21 protein-coding genes and 1 tRNA gene are annotated in these 18,453 nt (G+C 32.7%); 14 read left to right on the top strand and 8 right to left on the bottom strand.

The features are described from left to right. The 7 genes from FHG05_RS03420 (at position 1) to FHG05_RS03390 (ending at position 6,608) form a co-directional block, all read left to right on the top strand. Positions 1 to 1,590: an AMP-binding protein gene (locus FHG05_RS03420; RefSeq protein ID WP_140996613.1), complete on the top strand. Its 1,590-nt coding sequence runs from the start codon at positions 1 to 3 to the stop codon at positions 1,588 to 1,590. A 3-nt stretch (positions 1,591 to 1,593) separates the two neighbouring features. Then, positions 1,594 to 2,163, top strand: a complete 570-nt coding sequence (locus FHG05_RS03415) for a hypothetical protein (protein WP_140996612.1) — start codon at positions 1,594 to 1,596, stop codon at positions 2,161 to 2,163. Then, entirely contained in the window at positions 2,156 to 2,575 is a 420-nt protein-coding gene (locus FHG05_RS03410) for an acyl-CoA thioesterase (RefSeq protein WP_140996611.1), read from the top strand. The genes FHG05_RS03415 and FHG05_RS03410 overlap by 8 nt, the downstream gene beginning before the upstream one ends. 1 nt (position 2,576) lies before the next feature. Further along, positions 2,577 to 3,557 (top strand): carbon-nitrogen hydrolase family protein, encoded by a 981-nt coding sequence (locus FHG05_RS03405; protein WP_140996610.1) that lies wholly within the window; start codon positions 2,577 to 2,579, stop codon positions 3,555 to 3,557. A gap of 44 nt (positions 3,558 to 3,601) precedes the next feature. Continuing rightward, the gene (locus tag FHG05_RS03400; protein ID WP_140996609.1) at positions 3,602 to 4,714 is read left to right on the top strand and encodes a cupin domain-containing protein; all 1,113 of its coding nucleotides are present in this window, start codon (positions 3,602 to 3,604) and stop codon (positions 4,712 to 4,714) included. Positions 4,715 to 4,797: 83 nt separating this feature from the next. Beyond that, positions 4,798 to 5,706: a fumarylacetoacetate hydrolase family protein gene (locus FHG05_RS03395; protein ID WP_140996608.1), complete on the top strand. Its 909-nt coding sequence runs from the start codon at positions 4,798 to 4,800 to the stop codon at positions 5,704 to 5,706. Between the two features lie 149 nt (positions 5,707 to 5,855). After that, entirely contained in the window at positions 5,856 to 6,608 is a 753-nt protein-coding gene (locus tag FHG05_RS03390; protein ID WP_140996607.1) for a maleate cis-trans isomerase family protein, read from the top strand. A 25-nt stretch (positions 6,609 to 6,633) separates the two neighbouring features. Here the strand turns inward: FHG05_RS03390 and FHG05_RS03385 are convergent, their stop codons facing one another. Together FHG05_RS03385 and FHG05_RS03380 are read right to left on the bottom strand one after the other, a co-directional pair. After that, positions 6,634 to 7,263 carry a matrixin family metalloprotease gene (locus tag FHG05_RS03385; protein ID WP_140996606.1) on the bottom strand — a complete coding sequence of 210 codons (630 nt, stop codon included), beginning with the start codon at positions 7,261 to 7,263 and terminating at the stop codon, positions 6,634 to 6,636. 3 nt (positions 7,264 to 7,266) lie between these two features. Then, on the bottom strand, positions 7,267 to 8,298 hold the full coding sequence (locus FHG05_RS03380; protein WP_232338044.1) for a GlxA family transcriptional regulator: 1,032 nt from the start codon (positions 8,296 to 8,298) through the stop codon (positions 7,267 to 7,269). Between the two features lie 61 nt (positions 8,299 to 8,359). Between FHG05_RS03380 and FHG05_RS03375 the strand changes: the two genes are divergently transcribed. From FHG05_RS03375 to FHG05_RS03345, 7 genes are all read left to right on the top strand, one after another. Beyond that, a complete protein-coding gene (locus FHG05_RS03375; protein WP_140996605.1) occupies positions 8,360 to 8,674 on the top strand; it encodes a hypothetical protein in 315 nt (104 codons plus the stop codon). Between the two features lie 28 nt (positions 8,675 to 8,702). Then, a complete protein-coding gene (locus FHG05_RS03370) occupies positions 8,703 to 9,071 on the top strand; it encodes a DoxX family protein (protein WP_140996604.1) in 369 nt (122 codons plus the stop codon). 7 nt (positions 9,072 to 9,078) lie between these two features. Then, on the top strand, positions 9,079 to 9,930 hold the full coding sequence (locus FHG05_RS03365; protein ID WP_140996603.1) for a VOC family protein: 852 nt from the start codon (positions 9,079 to 9,081) through the stop codon (positions 9,928 to 9,930). 12 nt (positions 9,931 to 9,942) lie between these two features. Beyond that, the gene (locus FHG05_RS18665; protein WP_317130128.1) at positions 9,943 to 10,785 is read left to right on the top strand and encodes an SRPBCC domain-containing protein; all 843 of its coding nucleotides are present in this window, start codon (positions 9,943 to 9,945) and stop codon (positions 10,783 to 10,785) included. A gap of 71 nt (positions 10,786 to 10,856) precedes the next feature. Beyond that, complete coding sequence (locus tag FHG05_RS03355; RefSeq protein WP_140996602.1) at positions 10,857 to 11,264, top strand: VOC family protein; 408 nt, start codon at positions 10,857 to 10,859, stop codon at positions 11,262 to 11,264. A 178-nt stretch (positions 11,265 to 11,442) separates the two neighbouring features. Beyond that, positions 11,443 to 13,014, top strand: coding sequence for a tetratricopeptide repeat protein (locus FHG05_RS03350; RefSeq protein WP_181369137.1), 1,572 nt, complete (start codon positions 11,443 to 11,445; stop codon positions 13,012 to 13,014). Positions 13,015 to 13,156: 142 nt separating this feature from the next. After that, positions 13,157 to 14,032, top strand: coding sequence for a T9SS type A sorting domain-containing protein (locus FHG05_RS03345; protein WP_140996600.1), 876 nt, complete (start codon positions 13,157 to 13,159; stop codon positions 14,030 to 14,032). Between the two features lie 82 nt (positions 14,033 to 14,114). On the opposite strand, the gene FHG05_RS03340 is transcribed toward FHG05_RS03345, so the two are convergent. The 6 genes from FHG05_RS03340 to FHG05_RS18330 form a co-directional block, all read right to left on the bottom strand. Further along, the gene (locus FHG05_RS03340; protein WP_140996599.1) at positions 14,115 to 14,618 is read right to left on the bottom strand and encodes an endonuclease V; all 504 of its coding nucleotides are present in this window, start codon (positions 14,616 to 14,618) and stop codon (positions 14,115 to 14,117) included. A gap of 165 nt (positions 14,619 to 14,783) precedes the next feature. Continuing rightward, positions 14,784 to 15,329 (bottom strand): 3'-5' exonuclease, encoded by a 546-nt coding sequence (locus FHG05_RS03335; RefSeq protein WP_140996598.1) that lies wholly within the window; start codon positions 15,327 to 15,329, stop codon positions 14,784 to 14,786. 396 nt (positions 15,330 to 15,725) lie between these two features. Next, positions 15,726 to 16,514 carry an ATP-grasp domain-containing protein gene (locus FHG05_RS03330; protein WP_157504163.1) on the bottom strand — a complete coding sequence of 263 codons (789 nt, stop codon included), beginning with the start codon at positions 16,512 to 16,514 and terminating at the stop codon, positions 15,726 to 15,728. A 33-nt stretch (positions 16,515 to 16,547) separates the two neighbouring features. After that, complete coding sequence (locus tag FHG05_RS03325) at positions 16,548 to 17,339, bottom strand: ATP-grasp domain-containing protein (protein ID WP_140996596.1); 792 nt, start codon at positions 17,337 to 17,339, stop codon at positions 16,548 to 16,550. A gap of 11 nt (positions 17,340 to 17,350) precedes the next feature. After that, entirely contained in the window at positions 17,351 to 18,172 is an 822-nt protein-coding gene (locus FHG05_RS03320) for an ATP-grasp domain-containing protein (protein ID WP_140996595.1), read from the bottom strand. A 161-nt stretch (positions 18,173 to 18,333) separates the two neighbouring features. Then, positions 18,334 to 18,404 (bottom strand) — tRNA-Asp (locus tag FHG05_RS18330). Between the last annotated feature and the right edge of the window lie 49 nt (positions 18,405 to 18,453).

Below are 18,453 nucleotides of genomic sequence, written 5' to 3'. Positions count from 1 at the left end.
ATGAAAAGGTATACAGATAATTTTGCATATGATAATTTACCTTCAGAAGAATTACTGCCTCAGTATTCTTTTTTGGATTTACCTCAATTTAAAAGACCTGAAAGCCTAAATTGTGTGGAAAATTTATTGGATATACACATTAAAAATGGAAATGGAAATGCCGTTTGTTTACGTACGTTTAGCGAAACTTGGACGTATCAAGATTTATATGATAAAGCCAATCAAATTGCTCACGTTTTAGTCGATGATTTAGGATTAGTTTCTGGAAATCGTGTTTTATTACGTTCTGCCAATAATCCTATGATGGTGGCTTGCTGGTTTGCCATTATTAAAGCTGGCGGTATAGTTGTAGCAACCATGCCGTTACTTCGTGCTAAAGAATTGACAACGATTATTGATTGTGCCGAAATTAGTATTGCGATCGCTGATAGTGATTTGGCCGACGAACTCGAACTTGTAACTGCTCCCTCTTTAAAACAAAAATGCTATTATAGAAATGGTGATTTAAAACAATTAATGCAATCCAAACCCAAGGATTTTAACAATTATTCATCTAATTCAGATGATGTTTGTATCATTGGCTTTACCTCTGGTACCACTGGATTACCCAAAATGACTGCCCATTTTCATCGAGACATTTTGAATATTTGTGAAGCTTTTCCAAATTATTCGCTACAACCTACGAAAGAAGATATTTTTACGGGTAGTCCGCCTTTAGGCTTTACTTTTGGTTTGGGTGGTTTGGTTTTGTTTCCAATGTATTTTGGAGCCTCTACCTTTTTAATTGAAAAACCAAGTCCCGATGTGTTATTACAAGCCATTGAACGCTTTAAAATTACCATTTGTTTTACAGCACCTACCGCTTGGCGTATCTTAACTACTAAATTAACTGAATATGATGTTTCCAGTTTGAGAAGATGTGTTTCAGCAGGTGAAACCCTACCTATTCAAGTTTGGGAAGATTGGTATAAAGCAACAGGATTAAAAATAATTGATGGTATTGGTGCAACAGAAATGCTTCATATTTTTATTTCGTCCAATGAAGAAAATAGAATTCCTGGAGCAACGGGTTTGCCTATTTTAGGATATGAAGCCAAAATAATTGATGAAAAAGGAAAAGAATTAGCCGCAAATCAACCGGGAAGATTAGCCGTTAGAGGCATTACAGGTTGTAAATATCTTAATCGAGAAGAAAAACAAAAAGCCTACGTTGAAGAGGGTTGGAATATAACGGGTGATATTTTCAAAAAAGACGAAAAAGGGTATTATTGGTTTGTCGCTCGAGGCGATGATATGATTATTTCTTCTGGTTATAATATCGCTGCAATTGAAGTAGAATCCGTACTTTTAACACATGAAGCCGTCTTAGAATGTGCGGTTGTTGGATTACCTGATACCGAAAGAGGCATGCTTGTATGTGCACATATTGTGTTAAAAGACACTTTTAAAGCATCAGATGAATTAGCTAAATCTATACAATTGTGGTTCAAAGAAGTAGCTGCTCCTTATAAATACCCTAGAGTAATTCATTTTAGGGAATGTTTGCCTAAAACCGAAACGGGAAAAATACAACGATTTAAGTTGAAGTAAATTATGAAAAAGATTTTTTTAATACTCGCGTTGTTTCAATTATTCACTTGCTTAAGTCAAAATGAAAATAAAAAACTAATTAATTGCATTTTCAAACAAACAAAAAAAATTGAAATCTATGCATTCCTAGAGTTAACTAAATGGGAAGGTGAAAAAAGATATATGATTTATAACAAAGGAAAAGTAGTTGCAATCTCATTTCCTGAAAAATATTTACGAAATAAAATTATTTTAAACAAAAAACAAATTAAAAAGCTAAAGAATAGTTTAGTTTCTACAGATGATTATATTGATGAAAGAGCCGATTGCTACTTTCCAAGACACACTATCGTCTTTTATAATAAAGAAGATAAAATACTGGGATATATTGAGCTATGTTTTGGTTGTTTTAATTCTTATGCGACTAAAAATTTAACCTTTTTAGAAGATAGTATGTTATTCCAACAAAATCTTTTCGAGGAATTCGGAATTACCTATTTAACTGATACAAAAGAAGAAGAAGAAAATTATTCGAAATTAGCAGAAAAGAGAAGTTTGGAATTAAAATCAAAATTCAATAATAAAAATGAATAAGCCTTTTATAAAACAAGAAAAAATACGTTTTAAACATATTGATTACGCAGGAATTGTATTCTATCCTCGCTTTTTAGAAATGTTAAACGATTTAGTAGAAGATTGGTTTGAAGAAGCTTTAGAAAGGCCTTTTTCAAAAATGCATGATACGAATGGTATACCAACTGTAGATTTAAAAGTGCAGTTTAAAAATGCAGCTCGTATAGGAGAAGTCTTAACAAAATCGCTTTGGGTAAAGGAACTAAAATCATCTGCTGTGATTTGCGGTTTTCAATTTGTAAATGAAAACCAACAAATGGTTTTGGAAGGAGAAGTCACTTTGGTAAACGTCACCATAGCTGAAGACAGAAATAGTATAAAATCGGAACCTTTTAATGAGGAAATAAAAAATAAAATTATGAATTACAAATAATATGATGTTTAAAAAATTCAAAGCAGCAACCGTACAAACCGCTCCCGTTTTTTTAGATGTCGAAAAAACAATTGCAAAAGCCATTGCTTTCATTAAAGAAGCTAGTAATAATGGAGCGCAATTAATTGCATTTCCAGAAGTCTTTATTGCGGGTTATCCCTATTGGAACTGGATTATGACACCCGTTCAAGGCAGTCAGTGGTATGAAAAATTATATAAAGCTGCTGTAAAAACAGAAGATGAAGCAATGCAACCTTTGTTTCAAGCAGCTAAAGACTATAATATTCACATCGTTATTGGATTAAATGAAAGAGGGGATTCTTTTGGCGAAATTTACAATACTAATATTATAATTGACAACCAAGGGAAACTCATTGGTAAACACCGAAAATTAGTACCTACTTGGGCTGAAAAATTAACATGGACTTCTGGTGACGGTTCCTCTTTAAAAGTATATGATACGGAAGTTGGTCCTCTGGGTACTTTGGCTTGTGGAGAAAACACCAATACATTAGCGCGTTTTACATTATTAGCTCAAGGCGAATTGGTACACATTGCCAACTATATTTCGTTACCTGTTGCACCACCCGATTACAATATGGCAGAAGCAATTAAAATTAGAGCTGCTGCTCATTCCTTTGAAGGAAAATTATTCACCATTGTTTCATGTTCCACTATTTCTGAAGAAATTAAAGAAGCTTTACGAGAAGATGTACCCAATGTTGACGAAGTTTTAACACGAAAAAATTCAGCTTTTTCTGGTTTTATTGGCCCGAATGGTGCTGTAATTGGAGAACCTTTAATTGATGAGGAAGGTATTATTTATGCCGACATCGATTTGTCTAAATGCATCCAACCGAAACAAATGCACGATATTTTAGGACATTACAATCGATTTGATATTTTTGATTTGCGGGTAAATACTGCTCCAACAAGAAAGATTACATTTATTAACGATCACGACGAATTTAATACAAAATAGTTGCCCTTCGACTCCGTTCAGGGTGACACAAAAAAGAAAATAAAATGCAAGAAAACCATTCAGACGATCAATATGGTCGTGCAAGAGTACAAGACTCACCCGAATTAATGGCTTATTATAAAAAGCTTGAAAATCTTGGTGCAGGTGCTTTATGGACCGTTGCCAATGATATTGAACCTTGGGAACCCAAATCCAATTCTGTTCCTATGCTTTGGAAATACGATGATTTACGAGAATTAGTATTACAATCTTCCGAATTAGTGACTCCAGAACAAGCTGGAAGACGCGTGGTGTATTTGGTTAATGACAAAAGAAAAGACGTTTCGGCTGCTGTGGGATGGTTGTACACTGGAATTCAAGTTACGAAACCTGGTGAGTTTACGTCTGCTCATAAACACAAAGCTTCTGCCCTACGCTTTATTATGGAAGGAGAAGGTGGTTACACAGTTGTAGACGGCAATAAAATTACATTTGAAGTAAATGATTTTGTCATTACTCCTAATTCTACTTGGCACGAACATGGTGTAAATGCCAATGGAAAGACTTGTATTTGGCAAGACGGTTTAGATATTCCCTTAGTAAATGCTTTAGAAGCAAACGATTATGCTGTTTTTGATGGCAAACAACCTTTGGATGTACCATTAAATTATTCGCCTATAAATTATGGTACAGCAGGTATCATTCCAGCTGACAAAGTTTGGGACAAACCCTATTCTCCTTTATTCAAATTTTCTTGGTCTAAAGTTTATCCTGCTTTAGTTGAAGCTTCAAAAAGCAATACAATTAATCCTTTTGATGGTATTTTTATGCAATATTCTAATCCTTTAACAGGTGGACATGTTATGCAAACTATGGGTGCAGCCATGCAATTATTACCTGCAGGATTTAAAGGAAAAGCACACAAGCATACGGGTTCATTTGTGTACCAATGTGCCAAAGGAAAAGGTTATACCATAATCGATGGGAAACGTTTCGACTGGAAAGAAAGAGATATATTTTGTGTTCCAAGTTGGGCTTGGCACGAACATCATAACTTATCCGAAACAGAAGATGCTTGTTTGTTCAATTTTAATGATTTGCCAGTTATTGAAAAACTAGGTTTGTATCAAGGCAAAGACTATTTAGAAAATAACGGACATCAATTAGAAGAAAAATAGAGAAAAGAAGAAAGAGAAAAGACTTTTATTCTTTAAAAAATAATAAACTAAACTGTTAACTTAAAACAGTAAACTAAAAAATAATGAAACTACTTACCTACCAAACCAAAGATTCAGAACCAAGATTAGGTTTTTTACATGATAATTTAGTGGTTGATATGGAAGATTTTGGAAATATTTCCAATTTTCCACTACCCGATAATATGCTCGATTTAATTGATTTAGGCTTCGAAGTTATTTCTGAAATTACGGACCTAATTGCAGAAACCAGAGCTGTTGATTTTGAAGAAATTAGTATTCCTATTGAAGAAGCAACTTTTTTAGCACCTATTCCAAAGCCTCGCAAGAATATTATCGGAATTGGTTTAAATTATACGGAACATGTGGCGGAAAGTGCACGGTCTTTGGATACTTCAAAAGAATTACCACAACAACCCGTTATTTTTTCAAAACCACCCACTACAGTTACTGCAACAAATACAAACGTACTATTAAATAGAAAACTAACCAATCAATTAGACTGGGAAGTAGAATTAGCCGTTGTAATTGGAAAGAAAGGAAAGTATGTCCCAAAATCAGATGCTTTAGATTATGTTTTTGGATATACTATAATTAATGATATTTCTGCCAGAGATTGTCGTCGTTCTGGTCAATGGATTGTATCCAAAGGGCAAGATACTTTTGCGCCTATGGGACCTATTTTGGTTACTAAAGATGAAATAGAAAATCCTCATAATTTAAATCTTTCTTTAACCGTTAATGGTATTGAAAAACAAAGCTCTAATACTAAATTCATGTTATTTAACATCAATGATTTAATTGAAGATTTAAGTACGGTTTTCACATTGGAACCAGGAGACATTATTGCAACAGGTACGCCTGCTGGTGTAGGTGCTGGAAGAACACCACAAGAATGGTTACAAGAGGGTGATGTTGTGAAATGTACAGTTGAAAAAATTGGATTTATAGAAAATACAGTAAAAGAGATATAAATTAAATGCCCTTCGACTGCGCTCAGGGTGACAAACGAGATTAGGATAACGTTGTCTTCCCGAGCGCAGTCGAGGGACAAAATAATAAAAAAAAGCGTACTATTTTTAGCAAATAATTTTTGCAACTTAGTAGCACTAAATTTTAGAATATGACTAAAAAATACAAAATAGGACAAATTGTTCCATCTTCCAATATCACAATGGAAACGGAAATACCCGCAATTTTTCGTGCCCGAGAAACCATTCTACCAGAACGTTTTACGTTTCATAGTAGCCGAATGCGCATGAAAAAAGTAACCAAAGAAGAACTCGAAGCTATGGATAAAATGAGTTTAAAATGTGCTCAAGAATTATCCGATGCTCATGTAGATGTTATGGGTTATGCTTGCCTTGTTGCTATAATGAGCATGGGACGTGGCTATCATTGTGTTTCCGAAGTAAATTTACATCAAGAAACGGTAGCAAATGACTTCCCTACTCCTATTGTAACCTCTGCGGGTGCTTTAATTAACGGATTAAAGGTTTTAGGCGCGAAACAAATTTCCATTATTACGCCTTACATGCGTCCTTTAACTGATAAAGTTGTCGATTACATTGAACATCAAGGCATTAAAGTGAAAGAAAGTATTGCTTTAGAAATCCCCGATAATTTAGAAGTTGCCGCTCAAGATCCAATGAATCTCTTGCAAATCTACAAGCAATTGGATTTAACAGATGTAGATGTATTAGTCGTTTCGGCTTGCGTACAAATGCCATCTTTAGAAGCAATTGATTTAATTCAAGCGGAATGTGGCATTCCTGTGACTTCTGCTGCGGTTTGTACCACCTATGAAATGATGAAAAAAATAGGTATCGAAGCAAAGTCCACTATTGGTGGTGCATTATTAAATGGAAATTATTAAAATTCTCTAAAAATCGGAATTAGCTTTAATTTGTAATTTTTCTTTTACAATCAGAACACAAAGCTAATTCCGCATTATCTATAGTAGCGATACTTTCTACTGCATCAGTCATTACACATTTTTTATTCTGACAATGTGGTAATCCTAAATTATGACCTAATTCATGTATGGCTATTTTCTTTACGCGTAGCATATGAACCTTGGAATTTTTATGTTGCAAACGAAAAGTAGAAACAATGCCGCTAGTACCAGGACAATAGGCTAATCCCATTACTCCCCAATCTTCATATTTATAAAGAGGCTTTTTTATATTTCCATTACCATCTCTTTTAGTTGTAGAAATATCTTGGTGCGTTAAGCCTAAAATATAATTGATTGTATCTGATTGCTTTATTCTTTGGAATTGAATCAAACTATCTGCTCTATATCGAGGTGATTTTTGATTAACAAATGCTTGCTTGGGCAGTTTTTGTGTTGGTAAAACAACTACTTTTAAATTATAAATAGAATGAATAACTTGGACAATACTGTCCGTCATTTTTTCTGAGAAATTCTCATAAGGCTGAATACCAACAATTTTATTTTCAATCGAATGAAAATTAGTACATGAAAATAAAATTATAAAAAAAACACTCAAAAAATAATGCGCTCTCATGTGTTAATTTACATTATATTTCTTTTTATAATCTATGGGCGACATGGAAGTATATTTTTTAAAAATCTCACGAAAGGATTTACTGTCGGAATAGCCTACCTCATACATGACTTCATTAATCGTTTTTAATCCCTTTTCTAATTCTTTCTTTGCGGCTTCAATTTTAACGCGTTGCATGTACTCAATAATGGTATTATTAGTCGCTTTTTTAAAACGTCTCTCTAATGTTCTGCGGCTTAAATTACTAAAAGAAGCTAATTCCTCAATATTCATTTTTTTATCAAACTCCGCTTCGATATAATCTTGTATTTTTAAAATATCGGAATCATTATGCGAACGTTGTCCTTTAAAAATAGTAAACGCATTCTGACTTCTTCTATTTATATCTAAAAGAAAGAATTTTGAGATTAAAACTGCCGTTTCTTTATCGGTATATTTTTCTACTAAATGCAATAGTAAATTCCAATAAGACGTTGCGCCTCCACTGGTATACAAACCTTTTTCTTCCGTTATAATTAAATCATTAACTACATGTACTTCTGGAAAAAATTGTTGTAATGTTTCTACGTACATCCAATGCGTAGAACAGGATTTATCATTCAACAAGCCTGTTTTAGCCAACATAAAGGCTCCAATACACAAACTGGCAATTTCTGCTCCTTTTTCATATTCTTGAACCAACCAAGGTATCATTTTTTCATTTTGTGCTAAGGCATCTGTCACATTCTGGCCTATTGGTGACACAATTATTAAATCCGATTGAGGTTTATCTTCTAAAACAAAATCGGTATGTATAGCAACTGTTCCATGATTTAAAAGTACGGTCTTGGTTTCACCAACTAATTGTATTTTAAAGGGAACTTCTTTTCCGTCATTAATAAAAAACTGATTAATAGAAGTAAAAAGATATTGTGAATCAACTATAGCTGCTGTAACAGCCGTTTTAGGTACTAAAATACTGATTGCCTTCATGATTTGTTTGTTGGTAAACAAATATAAAAAACTATTGTCGTAATTAACCAATGGTATTGTCATAATTACACCTTTTTTAGTATAACAGAACTCATTAATTTTGAACTATCGAAAGCAACTAAAAATGGAATACTTTAATTTACAAACAGATAGTAATGCCTTTTGTGTAACTGCGAACACGTTTCCTGATGGTGTTTTAGAAGCACATCAAGAGTTACATTCTAATGTAGGCTATAATTCAAATAGAATTTATTTAGGTGTCTCTTACAAGAATACAAACGGAAGTATTATCTATAAAGCAATAGCTACAAAATTATTTCCAAATGAAGAAAACGAACATAAAATGGAAAACATTACGCTTAAAAAGGGAACCTATCGTTGTAAAAAGGTAAATAATTTTAAAATTCTTTTTTTGAATTCCAATGAATTACCATTCTAAAAATTACCTAACAACAAATACATTTCACATGAAAAAACAAAAAATAGTATTTTGGACAGCAACCGTTTTAATAGCCTTATTTGAGGGAGTTATGCCTGCTTTAACTTCCCAAACTGAATTAGCCAAAGAAGGAATCAAACACTTGGGTTATCCTGAGTATTTTGGTACTGCATTAGTAGTTTTTAAGATCTTAGTCGTTATTATTCTAATCGTTCCTAAAATCCCATCCCGACTAAAAGAATGGGCTTATGCAGGTTTTACTTTTAATTTTATTTTCGCCATGATTAGTCATGCTGCTGTTGATGGAATAAATGCACAAACCTTTTTCCCTCTAATTGTGCTTTTTGTTTTATCTGTTTCGTATTTTTATTATCACCAATTAAAAAAGCAAAATTAAAATAAGGATGAAAACACAAAAAATAACTCCATTTTTATGGTTTGATACTAATGCAAATGAAGCGGCAAGCTTTTACACTTCTGTGTTCCCAAATTCTAAAATTCAAAGTAACAATCCATTAGTTACCACATTTCATTTAAATAATTTAGAATGCAACGCACTTAATGGCGGCCCGCTTTTTATATTTACCAATGCGATTTCCTTTTTTATAAAATCAAATGACACAGACGAAATAGATACCATATGGAATGCTTTGAAGGAAAAAGGTACTATTTTAATGGATTTAGGTGAATATCCCTGGAGTAAAAAATACGGTTGGGTCAACGATAAATATGGTTTGTCTTGGCAATTATTTCTAGACGGTGATCCTTTGCAAATTGTACCTACATTCCTTTTTGTAGATACGAAATTTGGTCTTGCAGAAGAAGCAATTACTTTTTATACTTCTTTATTTTCAAATTCCGAAATCAACTTCATCAGTAAATTTGATGCAAATAATCCGAATGCAGCAGGAAAAGTTGAATTTGCAGAATTTACTTTGGCCAACCAAAAATTCATTGCTATGGAAAGTCCGATGGAACATCATTTTGATTTTAATGAAGCCTTCTCTTTTGTGGTAAACTGTACCAATCAAGAAGAAGTAAATTATTATTGGACTGTATTTCTTCAAAATGGTGGTCAAGAAAGTCAATGTGGCTGGTTGAAAGATAAATTTGGAATATCCTGGCAAATTATACCTGAAATGTTACCTCAATTCATGAATGATAAAAATCCGAAAAAAGTAGCGCAGGTTACGCAAGCCATGCTGCAAATGAAAAAAATAGATTGTGAAAAACTACAACAAGCGTATAACAAATAAAAAAACAAAAACATGATAGCACAAAAATTTGAAGTAACCATTAACGCTAAAGCGGATAAAGTGTGGGACGTTTTATGGAATGATTTAACGTACAGGCAATGGACAAGTGTCTTTTGTCACGGTTCTTATGCAGTATCCGATTGGAAAGAAGGAAGTCGTGTACACTTTTATTCTCCTGGAGGAAAAGGAATGTATAGTACTATTATTGCTTTAAAACCCAATGTAGAAATGACGTTCAATCATTTAGGTGAAATTGATGATTATAAAGAACTACCAAACGACGAAAAGGCATCGGAATGGAGCAATTCGAAAGAACAATACCTACTTAATGAAACAAATGGTAGTACGCATGTAGTCGTTAACTTAAATTCTGTTGAAGAATATGCTACCTATTTTGAGGATGTGTTTCCAAAAGCTTTAGCTATAGTGAAAGAACTATCGGAACGAAATTGCATTACTATAACTACAAAAATAAAGGCACCCATTGAAAAGGTATGGAACTACTGGAATGAACCCGAACATATTACCCAATGGTGTGCTGCTTCGGATGATTGGCATACACCAAAGGCAGTAAACAATTGTTTAACAGGTGGTCAATTTACGAATACTATGGCTGCAAAAGATGGCAGTTTTAGTTTTGATTTTTCAGGAACGTATACCGCAGTAAAACCCAATGAATTGTTAGCGTATACTTTAGAAGACGGTCGTATTGTGAGAATTATTTTTGTACCTGTTAAAGATCAACTACAAATTATTGAAACCTTTGAAGCGGAAACACAGAATCCTATGGAAATGCAACAATCCGGTTGGCAAAATATTTTAGACAATTTCAAAAAATACGTGGAAAATCACTAATGCCGAAGTCGAAACAAAAACTGCAGATCTGATTTAAAGTGTCATTGAAAACATAAAAAAATAAACAAAATATGAAACCAAAAATCTTTATCAATTTACCTGTTAGCAATTTAGCAAAATCCATGGATTTTTATACAGCTATCGGATTTACAAATAACAAACATTTTACGGATGAAACCGCTGCTTGCATGGTTTTTAGTGAAGAAATTTATGTCATGTTATTAACGCACGCTAAGTTCAGTGAATTTACTACAAAAGAAATCGCAACCACTTCTACAACAGCAGCAGCCATTTTATCCTTGGAACTTAAAGACAATGAAGCGGTTAATGCAATGGCAGAAAAAGCGCTTCAAGCAGGTGGAAAAGAACCAAACGAACCCAAAGATTATGGTTTTATGTACTTAAGAGGTTTTGAAGATCTTGACGGACATAATTGGGAAATCTTTTATATGGATATGAGTCAAATGCCTACATCTTAAATAGAAGTACTCTACTTCACTCTATAAAAAAGCAATTTAGTTTATGAATATTCATAAACTAAATTGCTTTTTTATTAAAATTTAGAATTAATTTTGAGCTGAATTTTAAAAAATGACTACTAAAAATACTTTTATAATTACATTTTTTTGCATTTTTTGGCAGACCTTTTTGTTTAGTATGGAAACCACTAAACAATGCGATTCCATCATTAAGGAAGCAGTCGTATTGATGACTTTAAAAAATCATGTAGCATCTTTAGAATTACTCTCTGAAGCAAAAGAAATGGCACAAAAAAACAAATGGTACAAACAGCTTTTTCTTGCTCAAAACAATATCGCAAACAATTATTACATGCTTTTAGATTATGGCGAGGCGTTAAAACAACATCTTGAAAGTTATAAAATAGCTAGCCAACATTTAGATGATGCACAACTCATGATTGTGTTAAATAATATGGCAATTTTGTACAGTAAAGAAAAGAAGTATCCAAAAGCTAATGCTTATTTCAACAAAGCTTTCGTTTTAGCTGTAAAGTATAAGGATTCTTTAAAAATGGGAATGTATGCCATGAATTTAGGATTATTAGCAAATGAGCAAAATAAATTACAACAAGCAAGAAAACATCTGAATCAAGCGCTGCAATATGTTAACATACCAGAAGTAAAAATCCCTACTCTAGTAGGTTTATATCAAAATGATTTCTTATTGGGTCATATCGAACAATCTCGTTCAGGTGCTGAAAATTTACTTTTAAAATTAACTAATGAACCTAACAATGATAACCGAATTGAGCTATCCTTACTCATTACAAAATGCTATTTAAAACAGCATAATTTAGCAAAAGCCTTACAATGGGCTAATAATACTGCTGCTGAAAAACCAGATTTAGAAAAGAAAATAGAACTCTATGATTTGTTTGCAACTATTTATTTCCAACTTAAATCTTACGGTATCGCTTTTCAATATAAAGATTCTATTACCGTTTCTACTTCTAAATTAAATACTATAAAAAATGGAAAATTATTTGAAAGTAGTGAAGTAAAATTTCAAATTCAAAATTATAAAGAAAAACTACTAGAAAAAGAGATGCGTCTTAAAAGTGAAAGAAAACTCTTTTATACCATTATCATTATTATTGTTTTTGCATTGATTATTTTATTGTTGATTTTTAGAAACTATTCTATAAAAATCAAACAAAAAGAACTTATCGCAAAGCGAGAACAACAAGTAACGGCTTTCAAACTGGAAAAAGAAATTGCTGAAAAATCATTATTGTTAGAAAAAGAAAAAACTACGCTTTTGGAACAAGAAAGCTTGAAAAATGAAATCCAAATTAGAAACCAAAGAATTTTGTCGAGGGTTCTTTATATATCTGGCAGAAACCAATTATTGCAAGATATTATGAAGTCGTTTGCGACTATACCCAATATAAACGAGAACAAAGCTGTTATCAAAAATATAAAAACGCTGGAAGAGCACTTAAAAACAGACGATGATTGGGACAATTACGTTCGCCATTTTGATGATGTGAACCAAGGATTTATTCAACGTTTAACTCAAAAACATCCCGATTTAACAACTACCGATATTCGTTACTTATCCTATGTATACATGAATTTGGATACCAAAGAAATAGCCAATATGCTTAATATAACACCGGTTGCATGTAGAAAAAGAAAAGAAAGAATTGAAAAAAGACTAGCCTTACCCGATACCATTTCTTTGAATGCTTATCTCTTAAGTATTTAATTCCTTCCTCAAAAATAAAAAAGTACCTTTTTATTGAAATGTCACAATTTGTTTTCAACCATGTCACAATTTGTCACGCTTAATAAAAGCCTTACTATATATAGGCTTATTACATTTGCGATACACATTTAAATAAATTGTTATGAAAAAAAATTTACTACTCCTATTTTTAAGTTGCAGCTATTTTTTGGTTGCTCAAAATCCACAAATTCAAGGTGATGTAATGTTGTGTCCTTGGACCAATGGAACTGCTACAGTAACTAATGGAAACTATGATACCTATCAATGGTATTTTAAATATTGGTTTACAAACGATCCGTACACTGAAATTTCAGGAGCTACTACAGCATCTTTTACCTACGACTGGTACACATATGATCAGGCGCTTTTAAAAGTAGTGGTTACCTCTGGAGGAAATACGTACGAATCCAATGAAATTCAAATTGATAGCTATGCTTGGGCAAGTTTAGTTATTTATAATGAAATGAATAGTACTGTATCTGTAGATGGTAACAACGGTAATTTTCTTTTATGTCAAGGAGGTAGCTTCAACAATACAATTGGCAGTCCCTACGATACAAATATTCAATGGTATAAAGATGATGTTGCCATTCCTGGAGCTAATAATCTCTCTTATGTTATAACAGAGCCTGGAAGTTACTATGTGGTTGCAGCACCCCAATTTTGCCCAAATAGCACTAGCAGCAACCAAGGCGTGCCTATGATTGTGGAATGGGATACCACTTGTAACTTAAGTATAGATAACCCTTCTTTTTCTAATTCAATAACACTCTATCCTAATCCTGTGAAAGAATCGCTTTTTGTATCGATTTCTAATCAAACTGTTATTCACGATTACACCGTTGTAGATAATTTAGGAAAAATAGTAATCCAAGAAACTATTGGTTCAATCAATCATCCGATTACTATTAATACGAATGCGTTATCCAAAGGTTTTTATATCTTAATTGTAAACAGCGATTCTGGAAAAGCAATCAAAAAATTTATCAAAGAGTAAAACAACCTGCTAAACTATCACTCTTAGATGAAACCCTCTCGATTAGTTCTTGAGGGTTTTTTATGATATTTTTATAACAAAATCAGGCTTCTTTGCTAATTTGATCCATTAACTTTACTAAATGAGGCAAACGATATGCACCATGCATATTTTGTATATGATGTGCCGCTTCTTCTTTATCCATTCCAATAGCAGAAACAAACAACGGATTTTTACTTTCGCCTCGTAAAATTTCAACTACAGTTTCTTTATTACTTTGAAAAGATGTTTTTGCCACTCCAATAATAGGAAACTTTTTATCCAATGCTTCATACAAATGTCCTCCTAATCCATATTTTCCATCATTATCAACATAAATATGGCCATCTACAATAATAAGTTGGATTGCTTCTAATGTTGTTTCTTTTAAAGCATTTAAAATACAAGGCAGTTCTCTCTTATAAAAAGAACCGGGTTCATAGGGTAATACGTCTTTTGTAATATGTGTGATAATATTTGCAGGAGTTTCGCTTTGCCAATTCTCAAAAAAAAGCAAAACCGTTTTAGCATAATCTGTTTTATAATGAACATCAATTGTTACAATCATTTTTTTGTGGGTTAATACAACAAATATAAGAGAATTACCTCTTTTATACCTATCCCTTACACTAATAAAAAAGCCTTTACCAAAGAAAATTCTACTGTAAGAATACTTTAGTAAAGGCACATCAAGAGTATTTTTATAGCACTACAACTCACTAGGTGCTAATCACTAATTTACAAGACACCAGTGTAGAATTTTGGCAATATTCTTTGCGTCATCCACACCTCTATGATGGGTGCCTTCTAAAGGAATACCTAAAATTTCCAAAGCGCCATTCATACCTACTTTTTTTCGTAAGCCTTTCACTTCACTGAACCTTTCTTTAACATTAATATGTTGGTTGCCCATAGGATATTCTATTTTCCTAGAATGACACTGCTTCTTGAGCATATTTAAATCATACTGTCCATAACTTGCCCAAGTATAGTGCTCAGCTTGATATTCTTCTTCAAGAATAGCAATCGCATCTTCGAAACGAATGCCTTCTAATTCTAATAAATCAGATGTTATAGTAGTTAATTCAGTACAAAAAGGACTTACAGTGGAATATTCTGGCTGAATTAAAATACCTCTATTTTTACTAATTTCTCCTGTAAATGTGTCTAAAACACAAATACCAATTTCTATGATTTCATTTACTTGTCCTTGAGGCACTGGTCCGTTCCAACAAGTAGCTTCTAAATCAATTATAATTATTTTTTCTGTTGTTTTCATTGTTATCGATACAAGCGAATCGTTTCTCGCTCTTAATTTTTGTAATTATTTAGTAAGTTCTTTTTTTTATCCTATACCTTTTTAATAATAAAAAACAAGTTGTCTTTGCATACAAGAACGGAAAAAGAAAGGGTATATAAAGTGTTAGAATGGTTTTCTATTTTTTGCAAATAAAAGCTAAGGTTGGCAATAAAATAGGTCAGCAAAATAACAGTTAGAATACCGTTTGCGTCTTCAGGTCTTTTGTTTTGTTTCTTTATAAAAGAAAGGGGTACAAAAGCAAAGACAAGTTGTTTTTTGGCTAATTAAAAAAAGAACATTTATTTTCTGTTACAAATTTGAAAACTACATACGCAATTATTTTGCGTAAACAATAAACTCTTTATAAACAAGCAATTAAGAAGAAGTAATCCAATCAATTACTGTTTCAAGATATACTGTTCTAACGGTTTCAAATCGTGTAATATTAGGGATATGATTTACTTCTAAAAGGTATTTTTTACCCTCTTTAGTTACGATATAATCATTTCCTATCATATCCATTTGTAAGGCCTTTTTAATATGTAGCGTATCGGCTAATAAATCCGCATCAACTTGCATAAAACCGGCCGTTTCTGGGTGGATAGACTTCAACCATGTGGGTCCTTCTAATTGAATTTGCCAATGTTTATTGCCTATAATCATAATACGTACCGCTTCCCCTTCAAAATAGGGTTCAATGGTTGCTGTATACTCACTTTCCCATGCGCCTGTAAATCGATGTTTGTTTTCTCCACAATGCCAATTTCCCCATTTTGCAACGGTATCTTGTGTTGTTGTTACCGTTGCTCCAGCGCTTACAAAGCCTCTAGGGGCGCTAAATTGCGACAAAGACAAAGCTTTAATTAAACAAGGAATTTTAAAACGACAATCTAACATCCCTTTTGCGTTGGGATAACAAGGTCCGTTCCAAATGGCTAAGCCCGAAATAAAATCAAAATCATCGTCATAAATTCCATAATACACTACTTTATCTACCGGTAACATACCTACTCCATTGGCTTTTTCTATGAACAAAACTTCATCTTTAACGACAATCTTTGGAATGGCCAAATGCCAAATAATATGACCGGTATAATGTGCGCGTATGACTTCGTATTCTTCAGGTTCGATGCCTATTAAAGCAATTCTATTATAGGTATTCATAATTTTAATTTTAATTGTTATTGCCGTTTTTATTTACATTTTTTGAATCTTATGAGTAAAGTAAATATCCAAGGCCTTTAGGATACTTTTTACATTCGTATTGGTATAAAACCCAGAACTATTAATGCAATTGATCTCTACAATTTTCCAACCTTCAAGAGTATAACAGATGTCCATTACAAAGGCTTCTTCTACATTAAAGAGCCCAATCATCTCTTTTGCGAAAGCTATTCCTTCTGTTGCTACAGTTGCTTCAAATGGAAAATCTCCATTAAATTTATAGTAACCCGCATCGATAATTTGACCGCCCACAATCCAAAGCCTGGCTTCTTTTATGGTTTCCTTAGGCTTTGCAATTTGAATGAGCATATCCTCTTTCATGAAGCGCTTTGGATGAGCGAGACCTTCAATAATAAAATCTTCCCATTCTTCCTTTTCGAAAACTTTTCCTGTAAAGGCTTTTGCTACTTGATAGGGTTTTATAAATTTCTTTTCTCCATTTTGCCAAACCAAATCATCCGTTAGCTTGGCAATCCTTATTGCATCATTTAATAGATTGGAACCGTACTGTTTTGCATATATTTCATACAAATGATTGCCCCCATAAAATGAACCTGGATACCAATTCGTGTATTGTTTTGCTAACCTTGCCATTTGTACTGAACCATACACAAAAACATCTTTTCTATCGGTTGTAATTGGTAAACTTGTATCTGTCGATTTTACGGTTATCGCTTCATAAGCAATGCCTAAATCTTTTAAGGCATCAAAAATTTTATTATGATCTGGATCTAAATAAATGTTGGATTGTACTAAAAAATACATTTTACTTCTCTTTAAAAATTACACTTTTCTTGTATGGCCTTCACAAACTCTTCTTTTACTTCATTTGGAAAACCACTTATACCAGGAATATCATTATATTCTACGATATACTCATTTCCTTCATCATCTTTCAAAATATCTAATGCCAAAATAATAGCATTCAAATGTTCCTGAAGTCTTTTTATTCTAGCTTCCCAGTAAGGTTGTACAGGAATCAATTGAAAAGCATTGGTTAACACATTGGATTTCCAAAATTTGCCTTTACGTTGCATCGCCCAAACTTTATCGTTTACAATCAAGTAACGAATGTCATACTGATAGTCAATAAAGGGTTCAACAGTAATATAATCGTTTGTAACAAAAGCCATATCTTTTATATCTTGCCATTTTGCTTCATTTTCGATTAAAACTTTTCCATAGCCTCCATGATAATTTCCAATTTTAACAACAAAAGGAAAAGGCAATTGAAGGGTATTTAAAAAGCGACTATGAGTAACTACATCAAATGGAATTACTGGTAAATCTAAAGCTTTTAAGGTGTACAACATGGATAACCTATCATACCCTTGCAACAAACTTTTTGCATCATTTAAACAAACTACAGTGGATAATTGTATTAATTCCAATGCGGTTCTGTGTTTCCAATTGGGAGTAATGGCACCCAATCTCCACAAAATGAAATCGGGTTTACAAACGCCTTCTTTATCCACCACTACAAGCTGTTGTTCTTTCAAAATAAATTCAGCATCTTGAATTTTCTTATGAACTACTTGAAACATGGGTAAATAGTCGTGCCAATATTTTTCTCCATTTATAATTAAAATTGTCTTCATTTTTGTGTCTTTTAAATTTCCATTTTTTCAAGCATTATCCATTTATAAGCTTATTTTTAAACCTTTAGAGTACGACTCGTTCTTGATATTCTTTTAGTGAAATTATGATTTGTATGACACTAAAAACAAACGAACTGACGAACTGCTCTTAACTACACCAGCGGCTTATACGAGAATCGAACTCATAGCTCCCGAGAGACAGTCGGGAAGGTTACCATTACCCCAATAAGCCTTAGTCCTTTCTAAAGACCATTTGTATGTTTCAATAGCAATACGGTATT

Origin of the sequence: Flavobacterium profundi, from assembly GCF_006491645.1 — a bacterium.
In the GTDB taxonomy this organism is placed as follows: Bacteria; Bacteroidota; Bacteroidia; order Flavobacteriales; family Flavobacteriaceae; genus Flavobacterium; species Flavobacterium profundi.
This window is presented reverse-complemented; position numbering and strand designations above follow the sequence as displayed.